Below are 16,499 nucleotides of genomic sequence, written 5' to 3'. Positions count from 1 at the left end.
TGGCTACCAACTCCCGCCTCCGCCGCCTCCTCCGCCGCCACCGGAGGAGGACGACGAAGAGGACGAGCTGGACGAGAAACCCGAGGACGTGCCGCCGCCGGTCGACGCAGTCGGCGGCTCGCTGAAGGTGGCGCTGACGGTGGTCGAGATCGTGCCGGCCGACCAGCCGGAGTCGTAGAAAGACGTGGGCCCGGAGTACCAGTCGGTCGCTGTCGGTAGCCGGCCGGACTGGACCAGGGTCTGACAGAGCTGCTGCCAGCGGTCGGCCAGGCCGAAGACGATCGCCCATGGCAGGTACTTGCTGAAGATGTCCTCGCCGTCCTGGAAGCGCAGCTGGTCCGCCTCGGCGGTCTCCAGGTATTTCTTGAACCCGAGGACCTGATCGGTGACCGCACGGCCGAGTGCGCTGCGGGTGCCGCGGCGGCCGCGCAACCCGAGATCGATCGAGGCGTTGACCACGGCCAGCACCGGCACGGCGACCGCGAGCGCCGGACCTAGCCAGCTGGGCGCGCCGGTCTTGATGCAGTAGACCACCAAGCTGACCAGCCCGGCGATCACGGCCACGAACAGACCGCAACCGAACGGCACCCAGCCGTATCCGGCGGACTCCACGAGTTGCGGCTTCCGCGGCATCCGGAGGTACCAGCCACGCTCCTCCACCTGCTGCCAGAGCGCGTCGCCCATGCTGTTTCCCGCGTTCGCCATCCGCGTGTCCCCGACGGCGGGCGCGACCAGTTTGACCCGGTCCAGCTTCGGAAACAGTCGTTTGAGCAGCATCTCCTCGTGCGGCGCCCTGGCCAGACCGGCGTCCACGAGCACCGCCGTACGGACGCCGTCCTCGCTCTCGATCCGGATCGCCCCGCGCACCGCGAGATCGATCAGCGTCGCGGCGATCTCGGTGCTGTCCGCCTTGGAGTCCACGAGTACGCCGCCCTCGGCAGGCGTGACATCCGCCGGCGGGGTGAACGCGACCGGCAGTTGGGACGAGCGCAATCGGTCCAGTACGGCGACTCCGGACGGCGGCACGGTGCCCGGCGGCGTGTCGGCGTACCGCTGGTCGCGTTGGCGCCGGAGCAGCAGCTTGCCGCCGACGATCGCGCCGACGGTCAGCAGCAGAGAGACCACTGCACCCGGGATGGTGACGCCGTACCGCTCGAGGAAGTTCGGCGCAGGTGCCAGGATCGGGGTGTCGTTGCTTACGGCACCGGCTTTGATCCCGGCGACGATCGTGAGCCCGTCGCCCTGGACCACTATGGAGTCCTCGGTGAAGACACCCTTGCCGGCGCTCAGCACGGCCCGGTCGCAGCGGGCCGTCGATCCGGCCGGCCCTACGAAGCAGGCGACCTTCTGCACGCCCTGTGGCACGGTGACGGAGATCGTCACCTGGTCGATCGGCGCTTCCCAACGATCCCCGGTCGCGTCCCAGTACAGCTCGCTGTGGTCGGCGAAGTGCCGCAGCGCGCCACGGACGTCGTAGGAGAGCTTGTACGTCACGACCTCGCTGGGCACCCGCTTCCCCGACGATCCGATCTTGAGCCGCAGCGTCTGGTTGCGACGGTGGTTCGCCGAGGTCGTCGTGGTCGAGAACTTGCCCGAGGCACCGTTCGACGCCGAGACCCGGAGGTTCGACACGTCGTACCGCTGGTCCTTCGACGAGTCGTCCACGAAGGGTTCGCGGACCACCAGATCGCGAAAGATGCCGTGGGCATCATCGTCGCCGAAGCGGTACTGGATCGTCTCGCTGACGTGCAGCACGCCGTCCGGGCCTACGGTGTAGTCGATCGCCAACGACTGCACGCGATCACCGAGAGCAGCAGACGCCGGTACTGCGAAACCCGCCAGCGCCAGCGCGACGACAACCACGCTGACCACGACCCCGAGCGCCCGACGCATGCGGGCGACCCTACCGAGCGTGAGGTCTACCAGCTGCCGCCGCCTCCACCGCCTCCGCCGCCGCCGGACGAGCCACCGCTGAAGCCCGACGAGCTGCCGCCGCCACCGCCTGAGCTGGCCGGTGCGGGCGGCGGGTCGAAGCTGTGGGCAACCGTGGAGCTGACCGCGCCGGCGGTCCAGCCGGACGTGTAGTAGGACGGGCCGTAGTACCAGTACGGGTCAGGCGTGAGCCGTCCGGCCGCGACCAGTTGCTCGCAGACCTTCTGCCAGCGGTCGGCGAGGTCGAAGGCGATCGCCCAGGGCAAGTACTTCGAGAAGATGTCCTCACCCTCCTCGAACCGGAGCTGGTCCGCCTCGGCGGTGGCGAGATACTGACGGAAGCCGATCAGCTGGTCGGTCACCGCCCGCCCGGCCGGGTTGCGTTGCCCACGGCCCCGAATCGCGATCCAGATGCCGAGGGCAATGATCACGGCGATCACCGGGACCGCGATCGCGATCGCCCGGCCGGGTCCGCCGGTGGCCGCACCGGTGATCGCGCCGGCCGCGCTGATCACCACCCAGAACGCGATCAGCACCCCGCAGCCGCACCCCCAGCCGGCTTTGAACGCCGACCCGCCGCCGGCCCGCGGCATCCGCAGGTACCAGTTGCGGTTCCTCACCAGGTCACGCAGCGCAGCGATCATCGCGTCGTGCGCCCGGCGCATCGTGTGGTCGCCGACCGCGCCACGCTTGAGCTGCACCTCGGAGCCGGGCTGCAACGACGGGAACAGCCCCGACATCAGCGCCTGCTCGTGCGGCGCGGTCGCGACGGCTGCGTTCAGCAGCACCGCCTTCTGCTCGCTCCCCGTGTTCTCGATCCGTACGCCGCCCCGCACGGCCATGTCGATCAGCGTCGCCGCCGTCTCCGTCGTGGTGGCCTTGGCGTCGATCAGCAGACCGCCCTCGGCGACCGGGATCTTCGGCGGCGCGAACGCGACCGGGATCTGGTCCGTCCGCAGGTCGTCCTTCACCGGCTCGGCCGCGACGCCGTCCGGCGGGAACGTCCCCGGCGGCATCCCGGCGAACCGCTGGTCCTTGTTACCGGTCTTCGCGTAGACGCCGGCCAGCAGCAGCGCGATCACGGTCGCCGCTCCGGATCCGGCGAGCAGCGGGACGGACAGCCCGTTCCGCTGCAGCCAGTTCGGCGGGTCGACCACGATCGGGGCGTCGTTCTGGACCGCGCCGGCCTTGATCCCGGCGACGATCGTCAACTGCTGGCGCCGTGCCAGCTGCGAGGCGCCGAAGGTCGCCTTGCCGCCGAGGATCGACTTCTGCGGGCAGCTCTCGGTCGAGCCGGCCGGGCCGGCGAAGCAGCTCACCTGCGTCACGCCTTGCGGGACCGTCGCGGTGACGGTGACCTGGTCGATCACCGCGTCCCAGGCCGAACCGGTTGCGTCCCAGTACAGCTCGCTGTGGTCGGCGAAGTGCCGGAGCGCGCCGCGGACGTCGTACGTGATCACGTACGTCGCGTTGAATCCGCTGATCGTCTGGTTGGCGTCGCCGATCTTGATCCGCAGGACCTCGTCGCGGTCCTTGTTCTGCTTCTGGGTCGAGGTCTCGAAGGCGTCCGGTGCGTCGTCGCTGTGCACCTGCACGTTCGAGACGTCATATCGCTGGTCCTTGGACCGGTCGTCGGCCCAGGGCTCGCGGACGACCAGGTCGCGGTAGATCCCGTGCCTGCCGAGGCTGCCGAAGCTGTAGGCGATCGTCTCCTTCACGTGCAGTACGCCGTCCGTGCCGACCGTGTAGTCGATGGCGAAGTTCTTCACCTGATCACCGACGTCGGCCACGCCGGTCATGCCAGCCGTGTCGGCCGCTGCCGGTTGGGCGAAGCCGGCCACCGCTACGACAGTGATCAGCGTGCTGATCAGGACCCCGAGTGCCTTACGCATGGCGGCGACACTACCGAGCGCGGGGTCCGGATCCGGGGAGGCGGACCGAATCCGGGACGTGATGGCTCTTGTGCGAAGTGACCGTTAGGGGAATCGTGGGTGGACCAGGAGGAACGTCATGGCAGACAAGACGAACGCTTCCCAAGGCACCGGAGCCGCGCCCGCTGTGGACAGCCCGGCCGCCATCCGCAACGTGGTCCTGGTCGGCCCGTCCGGCTCCGGCAAGACCACCCTCGTCGAGGCCCTGCTGGTGGCCTCCGGAGTCCTGAACAGACCCGGCACCGTCCTGGACGGAACCACGGTGTGCGACTTCGACGACGCCGAGGTCCGGCAGCAGCGCTCGGTGGGCCTGTCGCTCGCCTCGCTGCCGCACGACGGCGTCAAGGTGAACCTGATCGACACCCCGGGGTACGCCGATTTCGTCGGCGAGCTGCGGGCCGGGCTGCGCGCCGCCGACTGTGCACTGTTCGTGATCTCGGCGAGCGAGGGCGTCGACGAGCCGACCAAGACGGTCTGGCAGGAGTGCGCCCAGGTCGGAATGCCCAGGGCGGTCGTGATCACCAAGCTCGACCACGCCCGGGCCAACTATCAGAACGTGCTAGCCACCGCGCAGGCCGCGTTCGGCGACAAGGTCCTCCCGCTGTACCTGCCGGCCGGCGACGGGCTGATCGGCCTGCTCTCCCAGTCGTACTACGGCTACTCCGGCGGCAAGCGCTCGACCGGTACGCCGGACCCGTCGTACGCGGACCAGATCGAAGAGCTCCGCGGCTCGCTGATCGAGGGCATCATCGAGGAGTCCGAGGACGAGTCGCTGATGGACCGGTACCTGGGTGGCGAAGAGATCGACCAGAAGGTGCTGATCGAGGACCTCGAGCGGGCCGTCGCGCGGGGCTCGTTCTTCCCGGTGCTGCCGGTCTGCAGCGCGTCCGGGATCGGCACGTACGAGCTGCTCGAAGTGATGACCAGCGGCTTCCCGTCACCGCCCGAGCACCCCATCCCCGACGTGTTCAATCCGCACGGGGTCGCCCGCAAGGGGCTCACCTGCGACCCGGACGGGCCGCTGCTGGCCGAGGTGGTGAAGACGACGTCGGACCCGTACGTCGGGAGGGTCAGCCTGGTGCGGGTGTTCTCCGGCACCATCAGGCCCGACGCGACGGTTCACGTGTCGGGCCATTTCACGTCGTTCTTCGGTGAGCACATCTCGCACGAGGACCACGACGAGGACGAGCGGATCGGCTCGCTCTCGTTCCCGCTCGGCAAGTCGCAGCGCCCGGCGACCCGGGTGCTCGCGGGTGACATGTGCGCGATCGGGCGGCTGACCAGGGCCGAGACCGGGGACACGCTGTCCGACAAGGCCGACCCACTGCTGCTGCGGCCGTGGAACATGCCCGAGCCGTTGCTGCCGATCGCGGTCCAGGCGCGCGCCAAGACCGACGAGGACAAGCTCGGCGTCGGGCTGCAGCGGCTCGCGGCCGAGGACCCGACGCTGCGGATCGAGCAGAACCCGGAGACGCACCAGATCGTGCTGTGGTGCATGGGCGAGGCGCACTCGGACGTCGTCCTCGACGCGCTCTCCAACCGGTACGGCGTGACCGTCGACACCGTCGAGCTGCGGGTGCCGCTGCGGGAGACGTTCCTCGGGCAGGCGAAGGGCCACGGCCGGCACGTGAAGCAGTCCGGCGGCCACGGGCAGTACGCGGTCTGCGACATCGAGGTCGAGCCGCTGCCGCAGGGGTCCGGGTTCGAGTTCGTCGACAAGGTGGTCGGCGGTGCGGTGCCGCGGCAGTTCATCCCGAGCGTCGAGAAGGGCGTCCGGGCGCAGATGGAGAAGGGCGTCGCGGCCGGCTACCCGATGGTCGACATCCGGGTCACGTTGCGCGACGGCAAGGCGCACAGCGTCGACTCGTCCGACATGGCGTTCCAGATGGCCGGCGGGCTGGCCCTGCGGGAGGCGGCGGCCGCGACCAAGGTCGCCATGCTCGAGCCGGTGGACCTGGTGTCCGTGCTGGTGCCGGACGACCTGGTCGGTGCGGTGATGAGCGACCTGTCCGGGCGGCGCGGACGGCTGCTCGGCACCGACAAGATCGGCGACGACCGCACGCTGGTGAAGGCCGAAGTACCCCAGGTGGAGATCACCCGGTACACGATCGACCTGCGGTCGCTGTCGCACGGCGCGGCGACGTTCAGCCGCGAGTTCTCCCGCTACGAGCCGATGCCGGACTCGGCCGCCGCCAAGATGAAGTCCTCCTGACAGTAGTGACGCGCCGGCTCAGCTTTTCGAGTCGCGGTTGAGCCGGCGCTTCACGTCGCGGGACTTGAGGTACGTCGCGACGTCGTCGTACCGCTCGCTCTGGTTCGCGAACTCGATGTAGGAGCGGACGCGGTGCAGCCAGTCGAGGGTGGACGGCTTGACCGTGGGGAGCACGTCGGTCAGGTGCTGCATGGACAGCGGCGGCTCGCCGCCGGACGACAGCGCCTCGTCGATCACCTTGTCGACGCCACGCTCGATCAGCGCGCGCAGGTCCGCACCGCTGAACATCGGCGTCTGCGCCGCCAACGCCTTCAGGTCGAGGCTGTCGACCGGCACGTCCTTCGTCAGGACCGACAGGATGTCGGCACGCGCCGGCTCGTCCGGCGGCGGGACGAAGATGACCCGGTCGAACCGCCCGGGCCGCAGCATCGCCTCGTCCACGTCCCACGGCGCGTTGCTCGCCGCGAGCACCAGAAGTCCCTCGTTCTCGGAGCCGATCGCGTCCAGCTCCTGCAGCAGTACGTCGACCAGCCGCCGCGCCTCAGACCCGCCGTGCTTGTGCCGCGCGAACGCGAGCGCGTCGAGCTCGTCCAGGAACAGCACGCACGGAGCGTTCGCCCTGGCCCGCTCGAACGCGTCATGCAGGTTGCGCTCGGAGACGCCGAGGTACGGGTCCATCACGTCCTCGATCCGGACGTTGACGAACGGCAACCCGCACTCCCCTGCCGTCGCCCGGGCCAGCAGCGTCTTGCCGCAGCCGGGCGGGCCGTAGAGCATCACGCCACCGCCGGACTTCCGGCCGTACTTCTCGTACAGCTCCGGCCGGCTCAGCGGGAGGATGACCATCCGGTGGATGACCCGCTTGATCTCCTCCATCCCGCCGACCTGGTCGAAGGTGGTCGTCTCCTTCGGCGCGCCGGTGCCGTCAGGGTCGTACGGCGTCTCGGCCTCAGGACCGACCTTGATCCGGACGCCGCTGCGCTCGGCGATCATGTCGTCGACGAGCTGCTGCAACCGACCGGTCCCCTCCACAACGCCCTGCTGCCGCGCGGCCTCGAGCAGGTTCCGTAGGAGGGCGAGCCGCCCGTTCGCCGCGGCCAGCTCACCGACAGCGACGAACTGGTCGTCCGGCAACGCGTGCTGGTCCAGAAGCACGACGTACTGGTCCAGCGCCTCCTCCACCTCGCCGGCGGTGACCAGCGACTCGGCCAGCACCAGCCGAAGCAGCACATCGTCCGGGTTGGCCTCGACCGCCTTACGCAGCGCGGCGATCCGGTCGTTGCTCATGCTCCCCACTTCCTCTTGATCCACAGGCGCACCAGCGGCGGGGCCACCCAGGAGTAGACACAGAACACCAGCCAGCACATGGCGAACACGAACGACACCTGCGGCAGCCCGGCCAGGCGCAGGCCGTAGATGATCGCGACCGCGCCGATCCACACGACCAGCGGGTTCAGCCGAGCGAACGGCCGCAGCGGCAGCATCAGCGGGTGATTGAAGAGCTTCGCCTCGCGAGCCGCCGTCCGCAGATGATCGTCGTCCGGCTGACTCGCGGCAGCCGAGCGCAACGAGTCGTAGCCCGAGCGGGCGTCTCCGGTCAGCATCGAGGCGTGGCCGTGCAAGGCCCGCGCGTGCGGGTCCTCCGGGTCGTGAGACAGCGCCTCGATGCTGTGCCGGCGCATGTCGCGGTCCTTGCCGAGCGCGTAGGCGACCTCAGCCCGGGCCGCGGACACCACCACGCTGTCCGGAGCCTGCGAGGCGGCCCGCTCGACCAATGCACTCGCCTTCTCCGCCTGACCGGCCACGAGACACACTCGCGCGTACCCGATCAGCAGGTCCGGGTCGAGCGGGTCCAGGCTCAGCCCCTGCAGGAAGGCCGCCTCGGCTTCAGCCAGCCGCCCTTCCGAGCGGAGCGAGTAGCCCAGGATGTGCAGCAGCGGCAGGAACGGCCCGTGCCGGCCGAGCCCGTCCTGCAGTACGTCAATCGCCTCGGCGTTCCGGTCGAGCTGATGCAGCGCAGTACCGCGGAACAGGTACGCGCGAACGTCCAGCGCCGTGTCGCCGGACAGCCCATCGAGCTCGCTGAGTGTTCGCTCCGGCCGGCCGATCTGCAGCCAGTGCCCGGCCATCTGCAGGCGGGCCTCCGTCGGTTCGGTCATGAGCCCGCCACCAGCATGACGACGATCTCGGTGACGACCAGGAAGCCGACCAGGACGAGGGTGCCGGCGCCGAACCGCTTCGCGTGCTCGCCGCCGCGCAACTGGAACGCACGCTCCATCGGGAGCTGCAGCCGCATCTGGGCCAGGAAGCACAGCGCTGCGATCACCCGGACCGGCGTCAGCTGCGCCAGCAGCGCGCCGTCACCAACACCGATCTGCAGCCAGCCGGCGACCGCGATCTCGGCCCCCAGGCCGACCACCCCGACGGCGACGATCAGCCACCGCCGTCCGCCGCTGACGCCCAGCCGGCGGCTGTTCACGAACGAGAGCCAGGTGATCGGCAGGACCCCGCCGAACACGGCGATGTACCCCATCGGGAGCAGCCGCCACGGCCGCGCCGACGGGCTGGGGCCGGGCACGATGGTCGGCCGCAGGAGTTCGTCCGGCATCGGGCTCCTCGAGTGGGCAGGGTTCGGCTCGCGCAGTGTATAGCCTGTGCGGATGAGCGAGAACTGCCTCTTCTGCGGGATCGTGGCCGGTACCGTTCCGTCGACCCAGGTCGCCGAGAACGAGCGGGCGATCGCGTTCATGGACATCGCCCCCGCGACGCCCGGGCACCTGCTGGTGATCCCGCGGACGCACTCGAACGACCTGCGCGAGGCCTCCGCCGAGGACCTCACCGCCGCGACCCTGCTCGCCCAGTCCCTGATCGGCCGGGTCATCGACCGGCTCGAGGACGCGACCGGGGCAAACCTGCTCAGCTGCATCGGCGCGGACGCCTGGCAAAGCGTCTTCCACACCCACCTGCACGTCATCCCCCGCTACCCGAACGACCCCATGGTCCTGCCGTGGAAGCCACACAGCGGCGACATGGACGAGATCAAGGCCGTCGGCTCCCGCCTGGTGTAGTTACTGGCGGGCGACCAGCTCGTAGACCGACAGGAGCTCCGGCAGCAGCACCGACCAGTCATAGCGCGGTACGGCGTTCAGCCCGGCGCTTCGGAACTTCTCGCGCTCGTCCGGCGCACTCAGCAGGCGTAGGGCCCGCTCGGTGAGCTGCTGTACGTCGCCTGGCTCGAACAGCTCCCCCAGCCGGCCGCCGTCCAGCACCTGCCGGAACGCAGGCAGGTCGCTCGCCAGCACCGGCGCACCGGCCGCCATCGCCTCGAGCAGGACGATCCCGAAGCTCTCCCCGCCCAGGTGCGGCGCGACGTACGCGTCAGAACCGGCCAGCATGTCCGCCCGCGCCTCATCGTCGATCGCCCCGAGGAACAGCACGTTGTCGCGACAGCTCGCCGGCAACAGCCGCCGTGCCTCGTCCGCCTGTCCCGCTCCGGCCACCAGGATCCGCAGACCCGGCCGCTCGGCCACCAGGGCCGGCACAGCCTTCATGAGTACGCCGAGACCCTTGCGATGCTCGTCCAGCCGGCCGAGGAAGCTGATCGTGCCGTCCGCACCGAGCCACTCGGACCGCGGGCTGCCCTTGAGCCGGGCGGTGTAGAGGCCGTTCGGGATCACCACCGCCTCGCCGCCGATGTGCTGGACCATCATCGAGCGCGCATTCTCCGAGACCGCGATCCGCGCGTCGATCTTCTCGAGCGCGGGCCGCAGGAAGCTGGACGCGGCGCTCATCGCCCGTGACCGGACCTGCCAGGTGTGGAAGGTCGCCACGAACGGGCCGCCGGCCGACCACAGCGCGATCACGGATGCGCTCGGCGTCGTCGGCTCGTGCACGTGGACCACGTCGAAGTCGCCGTCCGCCAGCCAGCTCTTCACCCGGGCAGCGGTCCGCGGCCCGAACGTCACCCGCGCCACCGACCCGTTGTACGGCACGCCGACCGCCCGCCCGGACGAGACGACGTACGGCGGGACCGGCGGCCCGGTGTCGGTGTCGTCGACCGGCGCGAGCACCGAGATCTCGTGACCGAGCGAGAGCAGGGCCTCGGCCAGGTCGCGGACATGGTTCTGCACCCCGCCGGGCGTGCCCAGCGAGTACGGGCACACCACACCGATCCTCACGGGACGATTCTCACCCCTCGAGGAAAATCCTCTGCAACATGTGCCAGTCCTGAGGGTGCTTGCCGATCCCGTCGGCGAACGCGTCCGCGCAGCGCTGCACCATGGCCGCGACGCCGCCGTCCGGTTCGACGACGTCGTGGAACGTGATGACCAGGTCGGCGCCCTCGTAGTGCAGCGTGGCCGGGATGAGCGGCGCGCCGGTCTTCAGGCTGAGCGCAGCCGGACCGGCCGGCATCCGGGACGGGCGGCCGAAGAACGTGACCGGTACGCCGCGCTCGGACAGGTCCCGGTCGGCGACCAGGCAGACGAAGCCGCCGGCTCTGAGACGCTCCGCGAGTACGGCAGTGGGATCGTCACCGCCGGTGAGCGGGAGCACCTCCATGCCGAGCTTGGCGCGGTAGGCGATGAAGCGGTCGAACAGCGACTCCGGCTGCAGCCGCTCGGCCACTGTCGACACCGGCATCCCTGTCAGGCCGGCCCAAGCGCCGGCGTGGTCGTAGTTCGCCAGGTGGGGCAGCGCGCAGATCACGCCGTTGCCGGCCGCGTATGCGTCGCGGAGGAGCTTCTCGTTGACCGTCTGGACCCGCCCGACGATCTCCTCGGCGCTCCACTCGGGCAGCCGGAACGCCTCCTGCCAGTAGCGCAGGTACGAGCGCATGGCTTGTTTGGTGAGCGCGTCGAGGTCGGCGTCAGGACTAACTACGGTCAGGTTGCTGCGCAGGCGCCGTACGCCGCGGCCGTTGCGTCGTACCGTCCGGTCGGCGGCCAGGCGGAACAGCCAGGTGACGGTCCGCTCGGGGAGGCGCCGTACCAGGGTCCAGGCGAGCGCGAAGGCGAGGTCGACGGCCCGGTGACGCATCAGCTGGGCTGGTCGGGGGGCGGTGTGTCCAGCTTGGCGTCGGCCACGTCGGCCATCACCTGCTTGCGGACCGAGAGCGACCGCTGGACCACGGTGATCGTGCTCGCGGCGGCGACGTACCAGATCACGATCTCGAGCAGGATCGGCAGGTTGAACACGTCGGAGAAGAACGCCAGGATCAGCGTGAAGACCAGCCGGTCCGCGCGCTCGGCCAGACCGCCGCTCGCCTTCAGGCCGAGGCTCTCCGCCTTGGCCCGCGCGTACGACGTGACCGCGCCCATCACCAGCGCCCACAGCGTCACGGCCGCCATCAGGGTCGAGTCGCCGGCCCGCGAGTTCGCGTAGAACATCACCAGGCCGCCGTACACCGCGCCGTCGGCGATCCGGTCCAGCGTCGAGTCGAGGAACGAGCCCCACTTCGACGACGTGCCCGACGTCCGGGCCATGTAGCCGTCGATCAGGTCGGAGAAGACGAAACACGTGATGACCACCACGCCGATCCACAGGTCACCGCGCGGGAAGAAGATCAGCGCTCCGGCCGACACCCCGACGGTGCCGACCAGCGTGACCATGTCGGCGCTCACGCCGAGCTTGAGCAGGAGGTTGGCGATCGGCGTGATCACCTTGGTCCAGAACATCCGGAATCTGTTAAGCATGGCGACGCGATCGTAGTCCAGCCGGATCACTCTTCCGTGACAAGGCGGGCATTTCGACCTGCGAGCGGCGTCGATCGGGGTCATCCTGGAGCCAGTGAGCATGCGCCCCGTGACCCTTGTGCTGGTCCTGACCCTGGCGACCGGCTGCTCCGTCGCGCACCGGGCCAACGACACCCCACCGCCGACGCCGCCTCATATCGCCGTCGTCCCCACGGTCACCGCTCCCCCGCAGGCCGAGGGCCTGGACGGTACTGCGGGCGCACCCGGGCCACAGGTGTGTACGGCGACCGCGCACCAGCTCGCTGTGAAGCTACGCGTGCCGGTGACGGCCAAGCCGAACGCGTGGAACGACGGCGGACTGCCGGCCATGGACCTGTGCACGCTCGTGCTCGAGGGCCGGGTCGTGACGGTTGGGGTGAGTGCGCTCCCGGCCCAGCCGGACGCGCTCAGCCGGTTGATGGAGGGGGCGGGCAGCGTCTCGGTGCTGCCCGCGCTCGGTCCGTCAGGCGCGATCTCGGAGTCCCGGCTGGTGTTCCAGGCCGGCGATCGGGTCGTTCGGATCACGCCGGCGGGCGGGATCGACCGCAGTACCGCGGACGGGATCGATCGGGTCAAGGCGGTCGCGATCGCGCTCGCCGTACGGGATGCCGTACCTGGGCACCTGCGACCGGCCCGGCAGTCGGACCCGGCGTGCCAGCTGTCGAACTCGGCGGCGGAGCGGTACATCGGGCTGCAGGTGCAGTTGCGGCGGGACTACCGGATCCGGGGCGCGCTGACGTGTATCTGGGGGACGTTCAACGCGACGGTGTCGATCGTCGAGGCATTCGACCAGCGGTCCATTCCGGAGGCCGAGCGGGTGCCGGCGCCACGGTTCGCGCCGATCGGTCAGCCGGGGTACTACCTGCCCGAGGCGGGCGAGCTCGTCTTCCGCCAGGGCCGGCGGGTGGTCCGGGTGAGCTGCCTGACCACTCCCCCGCGCGAAGTCACACTGGACACCCTCCTCGGCATCGTCGATCCCCTTTTGCCTCTTTTCCTGCGCTGAACGGGCAACTTTCCGGACCAGTCCGGCATCCCACCCGACAACAGCGAAGCAGTACGAAACAGGGGGTAGTCATGACGAAGTGGGGAAAACTCGGCGGAGTGCTCGCGACCGGAGCGCTCGGCACGGGCCTGCTGTCCACCGGTCTCGCGTTCGCCGGGGGGACGTCGGCGACCGGCGCGACCTGCAGCATCAAGGTCGGGTCGGTGACCGCCGGCGGCGATCACCGGATGCAGACGTTCAGCACCACCGGCGCCAAGGTGGCCGACAAGATCGTTGCCAAGGACATCTATCCGGACGGGGCGGTCCGGCTCAGCGCCACCATGCGGTTCGGTGACGCCGAGGAGGGCAACAGCGAGGGACACACCGGGCCGGTCATCATGGGCTCGACCATGTACGACACGACGTACCTGACCCCGCACGGTGGTGGCAGCGTGATCACCAAGCAGGTCACCCGGGTCGGCGGCGGCTGGAACGTCTACCGGACGCTCGACCGGTCCACCCTCGTCGCCGGGGGCAAGCAGCGGGTGACGGAGTACTCGCTGCACACCGACGGCACGCTGTACCGGCGCAACGTGACGTACACGAACGGCGTACCGTCGCGGCGGATCACCGGGTGGCAGTCGGGCTACAAGGGCGTCAAGGCGATGACGCTGATCAGCCAGACGCCGACGTACGACACGTTCCTGATGACGCTGACCAGCGGCAAGCTCTACACCGCTCGACTGCCGCTGGCCGGTGGGCAGATCATCCCGGGCGTCGTGAAGCAGGTCCGGCCGGCGACCTGGCAGGGGTTCGAGTCGCTGGTGGCGGCGCCGTGCGGTAACGGCACACTGCTGCTCGGCATCGACAAGGACACCAAGGCGGGGTACCTGTACCACGTCGGTCACGCCAACGGTGCGGCGACGCAGATCACCGGGCTCGGCAAGGCGGCGGGGACGTTCAACGACCCGACGTACTTCGCCTGGCAGAACTCCGTCGGGCAGCCGCTGTCCGGCGAGTGACTATGGCCAGGACTTGGCCAGCAAGGCCCGGGTGTCGCTGAGGAGCTGCGGCAGGACCTTGGTGTGAGCGATGGCCGGCATGAAGTTCGTGTCACCTGCCCAGCGCGGTACGACGTGCTGGTGCAGGTGCGCGGCGATCCCGGCGCCTGCGACCTCGCCCTGGTTCATCCCGATGTTGAAGCCGTGCGCGCCGGAGACGGTGCGCACGGCTTGCATTGCTTGCTGTGTCAGCGCGGCCACGTCGGCGACCTCGGCATCGGTGAGCTCGGTGTAGTCGGCGACGTGCCGGTAGGGCACGACCATCAGGTGGCCGGGGTTGTACGGGTACAGGTTGAGGACGGCGTACGCCGCCTCGCCCCGGTGCACGATCAGCGCCTCGCTGTCGGGCATGCTCGGCAGCCGGCAGAACGGGCAGCCCGAGCCCGCCGCCGAGCTGGTCGGCTTGTTCTCGCCCTCGATGTAGGCCATCCGGTGCGGCGTCCACAGCCGCAGGAACTCGTCCTGCACACCGACCCCGTCCTGCCGCCCGAGCTCGTCCGGCTCGTACGGCGAGGCGGGACCGTCGTCCGTCATACCTGGACGCGCTTCTGGACGGCCTCGACGATCTCGGCGACCGCGTCGGCCACCGGTACGCCGTTCTTCTGGGTGCCGTCGCGGTACCGGAACGAGACCGAGCCGGCGGCCATGTCCTCGTCGCCGGCGATCAGCATGTATGGCACCTTGGACTTCTGCGCGGTCCGGATCTTCTTCTGCATCCGGTCGTCGGAGGCGTCGACCTCGACCCGGATCCCCTGCTTCTTCAGCTGGGCGGCCACGTCGTACAGGTAGTCGACGTGCCCGTCGGTGATCGGGATGCCGAGGACCTGGACCGGGGCCAGCCAGGGCGGGAAGGCGCCGGCGTAGTGCTCGGTCAGGACGGCGACGAACCGCTCGATCGAGCCGAACAGCGCGCGGTGGATCATCACCGGCCGCTGCCGGGAGCCATCCGGGGCGGTGTACTCGAGCTCGAACCGCTCGGGCAGGTTGAAGTCGAGCTGGATCGTGGACATCTGCCAGGTCCGGCCGATCGCGTCCTTCGCCTGGACGGAGATCTTCGGGCCGTAGAAGGCCGCGCCGCCCGGGTCCGGGATCAGCTCGAGGCCCGAGCCCTCAGCGACCTCGCGCAGCGTCTCGGTCGCCTCCTCCCAGACCTCGTCCGAGCCAACGAACTTGTCCGGGTTCTTGGTCGAGAGCTCGAGGTAGAAGTCGTCCAGGCCGTAGTCGGCGAGCAGGCCGAGCACGAAGGTCAGCAGGTTGCGGAGCTCGTCGCGCATCTGCTCGCGGGTGCAGTAGATGTGCGCGTCGTCCTGGGTGAAGCCGCGGGCGCGGGTCATACCGTGCACGACGCCGGACTTCTCCAGCCGGTACACGGTGCCGAACTCGAACAACCGCAGCGGCAGCTCGCGGTACGAGCGTCCGCGGGCCGCGAAGATCAGGTTGTGCATCGGGCAGTTCATCGGCTTCAGGTAGTAGTTCTGGCCCTGCTTGCGGATCTGCCCGTCCGCGCCGCGCTCCTCGTCCAGGTGCATGGGCGGGTACATGCCGTCGGCGTACCAGTCCAGGTGGCCCGAGGTCTCGAACAGCTGGCCCTTGGTGATGTGCGGCGAGTAGACGAACTCGTAGTCGTCCTCGACGTGCCGCTGGCGGGAGTAGTCCTCCATCACCTTCCGCAGTACGCCGCCCTTGGGGTGGAAGACGGCGAGGCCGGAGCCGATCTCGTCGGGGAAGCTGAACAGGTCGAGCTCTGTGCCCAGCTTGCGGTGGTCGCGCTTGGCGGCCTCCTCCAGGCGGGTCAGGTACGCCTTCAGCTCGTCCCGTGACTCCCACGCGGTGCCGTAGATGCGCTGCAGCTGCGGGTTCTTCTCGCTGCCACGCCAGTACGCCGCCGCCGTACGCATCAGCTTGAAGTTGCCGAGGTACCCCGTGGCCGGCACGTGCGGGCCGCGGCACAGGTCCTTCCAGGCGACGCTGTCGTCCCGCCGTACGTTGTCGTAGATCGTCAGCTCGCCTTGGCCGACCTCGACCGACGCGCCCTCGGCGGCGTCCGCGGCGGAGCCCTTGATGCCGATCAGCTCGAGCTTGTAGGGCTCGTTCGCGAGCTCGGCGCGGGCGTCGTCGTCGGAGACCACCCGGCGGCTGAACCGCTGCCGCTCCTTGATGATCTGCTGCATCTTCTTCTCGAGCTTGCCCAGGTCGTCCGGGGTGAACGGCGTGGGTACGTCGAAGTCGTAGTAGAACCCGTTCTCGACCGGCGGGCCGATGCCGAGCTTGGCCTCCGGGAACAGGTCCTGCACCGCCTGCGCGAGGACGTGCGCGGTCGAGTGCCGGATGATCGCCCGGCCGTCCGCCGAGGACGCCTTGACCGGCTCGATCTGGTCGCCGTCCTGGAGCACCCGGGACAGGTCGCGCAGTTCACCGTTGACCCGGGCGGCGAGGGCGGAGCGGTCCTGGCCGAAGATCTCGGCGAACAGCTCCCCGATCGTCGTCGTCTCGGCCACACTCCGCTCGGCCTCACCCTCGACACCGATCAGCTGCACCTTCACACCTTGGTTCACGAAGGAGATGGTATCGACAGACCTGACGAAGGTAGGGGGCGGGACCAGCCGCTCGTCCGATGTGCCGGCGGCCGGGGATTTCTAGGTTCTTCGG

The 16,499-nt window shown here is 69.7% G+C and carries 14 protein-coding genes; 4 read left to right on the top strand and 10 right to left on the bottom strand.

Translation table 11 applies throughout. From position 1 onward, the window contains the following. Positions 1–3: 3 nt before the first annotated feature. Together AB0E69_RS19785 and AB0E69_RS19780 are read right to left on the bottom strand one after the other, a co-directional pair. The gene (locus tag AB0E69_RS19785) at positions 4–1,893 is read right to left on the bottom strand and encodes a DUF2207 domain-containing protein (protein WP_360147475.1); all 1,890 of its coding nucleotides are present in this window, start codon (positions 1,891–1,893) and stop codon (positions 4–6) included. Positions 1,894–1,919: 26 nt separating this feature from the next. Further along, entirely contained in the window at positions 1,920–3,824 is a 1,905-nt protein-coding gene (locus tag AB0E69_RS19780; protein ID WP_360147472.1) for a DUF2207 domain-containing protein, read from the bottom strand. Between the two features lie 118 nt (positions 3,825–3,942). Here AB0E69_RS19780 and AB0E69_RS19775 point away from each other — a divergent pair, with 118 nt between their 5' ends. Beyond that, a complete protein-coding gene (locus AB0E69_RS19775; RefSeq protein ID WP_360147469.1) occupies positions 3,943–6,075 on the top strand; it encodes an elongation factor G-like protein EF-G2 in 2,133 nt (710 codons plus the stop codon). Between the two features lie 18 nt (positions 6,076–6,093). On the opposite strand, the gene AB0E69_RS19770 is transcribed toward AB0E69_RS19775, so the two are convergent. The 3 genes from AB0E69_RS19770 to AB0E69_RS19760 are packed head-to-tail and all read right to left on the bottom strand — an operon-like array spanning position 6,094 to position 8,683. Further along, a complete protein-coding gene (locus tag AB0E69_RS19770; RefSeq protein WP_360147466.1) occupies positions 6,094–7,362 on the bottom strand; it encodes a tetratricopeptide repeat protein in 1,269 nt (422 codons plus the stop codon). Continuing rightward, positions 7,359–8,234 (bottom strand): tetratricopeptide repeat protein, encoded by an 876-nt coding sequence (locus AB0E69_RS19765; protein WP_360147463.1) that lies wholly within the window; start codon positions 8,232–8,234, stop codon positions 7,359–7,361. Before AB0E69_RS19765 ends, AB0E69_RS19770 begins: the two co-directional genes overlap by 4 nt. After that, positions 8,231–8,683 carry a hypothetical protein gene (locus AB0E69_RS19760; protein ID WP_360147460.1) on the bottom strand — a complete coding sequence of 151 codons (453 nt, stop codon included), beginning with the start codon at positions 8,681–8,683 and terminating at the stop codon, positions 8,231–8,233. The genes AB0E69_RS19765 and AB0E69_RS19760 overlap by 4 nt, the downstream gene beginning before the upstream one ends. 52 nt (positions 8,684–8,735) lie before the next feature. Here AB0E69_RS19760 and AB0E69_RS19755 point away from each other — a divergent pair, with 52 nt between their 5' ends. Then, positions 8,736–9,143, top strand: coding sequence for an HIT family protein (locus tag AB0E69_RS19755; protein WP_360147457.1), 408 nt, complete (start codon positions 8,736–8,738; stop codon positions 9,141–9,143). On the opposite strand, the gene AB0E69_RS19750 is transcribed toward AB0E69_RS19755, so the two are convergent. The 3 genes from AB0E69_RS19750 to pgsA are packed head-to-tail and all read right to left on the bottom strand — an operon-like array spanning position 9,144 to position 11,768. Further along, entirely contained in the window at positions 9,144–10,253 is a 1,110-nt protein-coding gene (locus AB0E69_RS19750) for a glycosyltransferase family 4 protein (RefSeq protein ID WP_360147454.1), read from the bottom strand. It abuts the gene before it with no gap. A gap of 10 nt (positions 10,254–10,263) precedes the next feature. Beyond that, positions 10,264–11,112, bottom strand: coding sequence for a phosphatidylinositol mannoside acyltransferase (locus tag AB0E69_RS19745; protein WP_360147451.1), 849 nt, complete (start codon positions 11,110–11,112; stop codon positions 10,264–10,266). Beyond that, complete coding sequence (pgsA, locus tag AB0E69_RS19740) at positions 11,112–11,768, bottom strand: phosphatidylinositol phosphate synthase (protein WP_360147448.1); 657 nt, start codon at positions 11,766–11,768, stop codon at positions 11,112–11,114. Before pgsA ends, AB0E69_RS19745 begins: the two co-directional genes overlap by 1 nt. Positions 11,769–11,877: 109 nt before the next feature. Between pgsA and AB0E69_RS19735 the strand changes: the two genes are divergently transcribed. Beyond that, the gene (locus AB0E69_RS19735) at positions 11,878–12,810 is read left to right on the top strand and encodes a hypothetical protein (RefSeq protein WP_360147445.1); all 933 of its coding nucleotides are present in this window, start codon (positions 11,878–11,880) and stop codon (positions 12,808–12,810) included. 71 nt (positions 12,811–12,881) lie between these two features. Beyond that, entirely contained in the window at positions 12,882–13,811 is a 930-nt protein-coding gene (locus AB0E69_RS19730) for a hypothetical protein (protein WP_360147442.1), read from the top strand. Here the strand turns inward: AB0E69_RS19730 and AB0E69_RS19725 are convergent, their stop codons facing one another. Continuing rightward, positions 13,812–14,384 carry an HIT domain-containing protein gene (locus tag AB0E69_RS19725; RefSeq protein ID WP_360147439.1) on the bottom strand — a complete coding sequence of 191 codons (573 nt, stop codon included), beginning with the start codon at positions 14,382–14,384 and terminating at the stop codon, positions 13,812–13,814. Further along, positions 14,381–16,405 carry a threonine--tRNA ligase gene (thrS, locus tag AB0E69_RS19720; RefSeq protein ID WP_360147436.1) on the bottom strand — a complete coding sequence of 675 codons (2,025 nt, stop codon included), beginning with the start codon at positions 16,403–16,405 and terminating at the stop codon, positions 14,381–14,383. The genes AB0E69_RS19725 and thrS overlap by 4 nt, the downstream gene beginning before the upstream one ends. Positions 16,406–16,499 lie beyond the last annotated feature (94 nt).

Source organism: Kribbella sp. NPDC026611 (assembly GCF_040638345.1).
Lineage (GTDB): Bacteria > Actinomycetota > Actinomycetes > Propionibacteriales > Kribbellaceae > Kribbella.
The sequence above is the reverse complement of the archived record's forward strand: the minus strand, read 5'-3'. Positions and strand labels throughout refer to the sequence as shown.

Excerpts from the sequence above, each read along its gene's own strand:
- AB0E69_RS19730 (WP_360147442.1), top strand. The coding sequence starts at position 12,882 with ATGACGAAGTGGGGAAAACTCGGCGGAGTGCTCGCGACCGGAGCGCTC.
- AB0E69_RS19755 (WP_360147457.1), top strand. The coding sequence starts at position 8,736 with ATGAGCGAGAACTGCCTCTTCTGCGGGATCGTGGCCGGTACCGTTCCG.
- AB0E69_RS19775 (WP_360147469.1), top strand. The coding sequence starts at position 3,943 with ATGGCAGACAAGACGAACGCTTCCCAAGGCACCGGAGCCGCGCCCGCT.
- AB0E69_RS19765 (WP_360147463.1), bottom strand. The coding sequence starts at position 8,234 with ATGACCGAACCGACGGAGGCCCGCCTGCAGATGGCCGGGCACTGGCTG.
- AB0E69_RS19780 (WP_360147472.1), bottom strand. The coding sequence starts at position 3,824 with ATGCGTAAGGCACTCGGGGTCCTGATCAGCACGCTGATCACTGTCGTA.
- pgsA (WP_360147448.1), bottom strand. The coding sequence starts at position 11,768 with ATGCTTAACAGATTCCGGATGTTCTGGACCAAGGTGATCACGCCGATC.
- AB0E69_RS19785 (WP_360147475.1), bottom strand. The coding sequence starts at position 1,893 with ATGCGTCGGGCGCTCGGGGTCGTGGTCAGCGTGGTTGTCGTCGCGCTG.
- AB0E69_RS19725 (WP_360147439.1), bottom strand. The coding sequence starts at position 14,384 with ATGACGGACGACGGTCCCGCCTCGCCGTACGAGCCGGACGAGCTCGGG.
- AB0E69_RS19760 (WP_360147460.1), bottom strand. The coding sequence starts at position 8,683 with ATGCCGGACGAACTCCTGCGGCCGACCATCGTGCCCGGCCCCAGCCCG.
- AB0E69_RS19745 (WP_360147451.1), bottom strand. The coding sequence starts at position 11,112 with ATGCGTCACCGGGCCGTCGACCTCGCCTTCGCGCTCGCCTGGACCCTG.
- AB0E69_RS19770 (WP_360147466.1), bottom strand. The coding sequence starts at position 7,362 with ATGAGCAACGACCGGATCGCCGCGCTGCGTAAGGCGGTCGAGGCCAAC.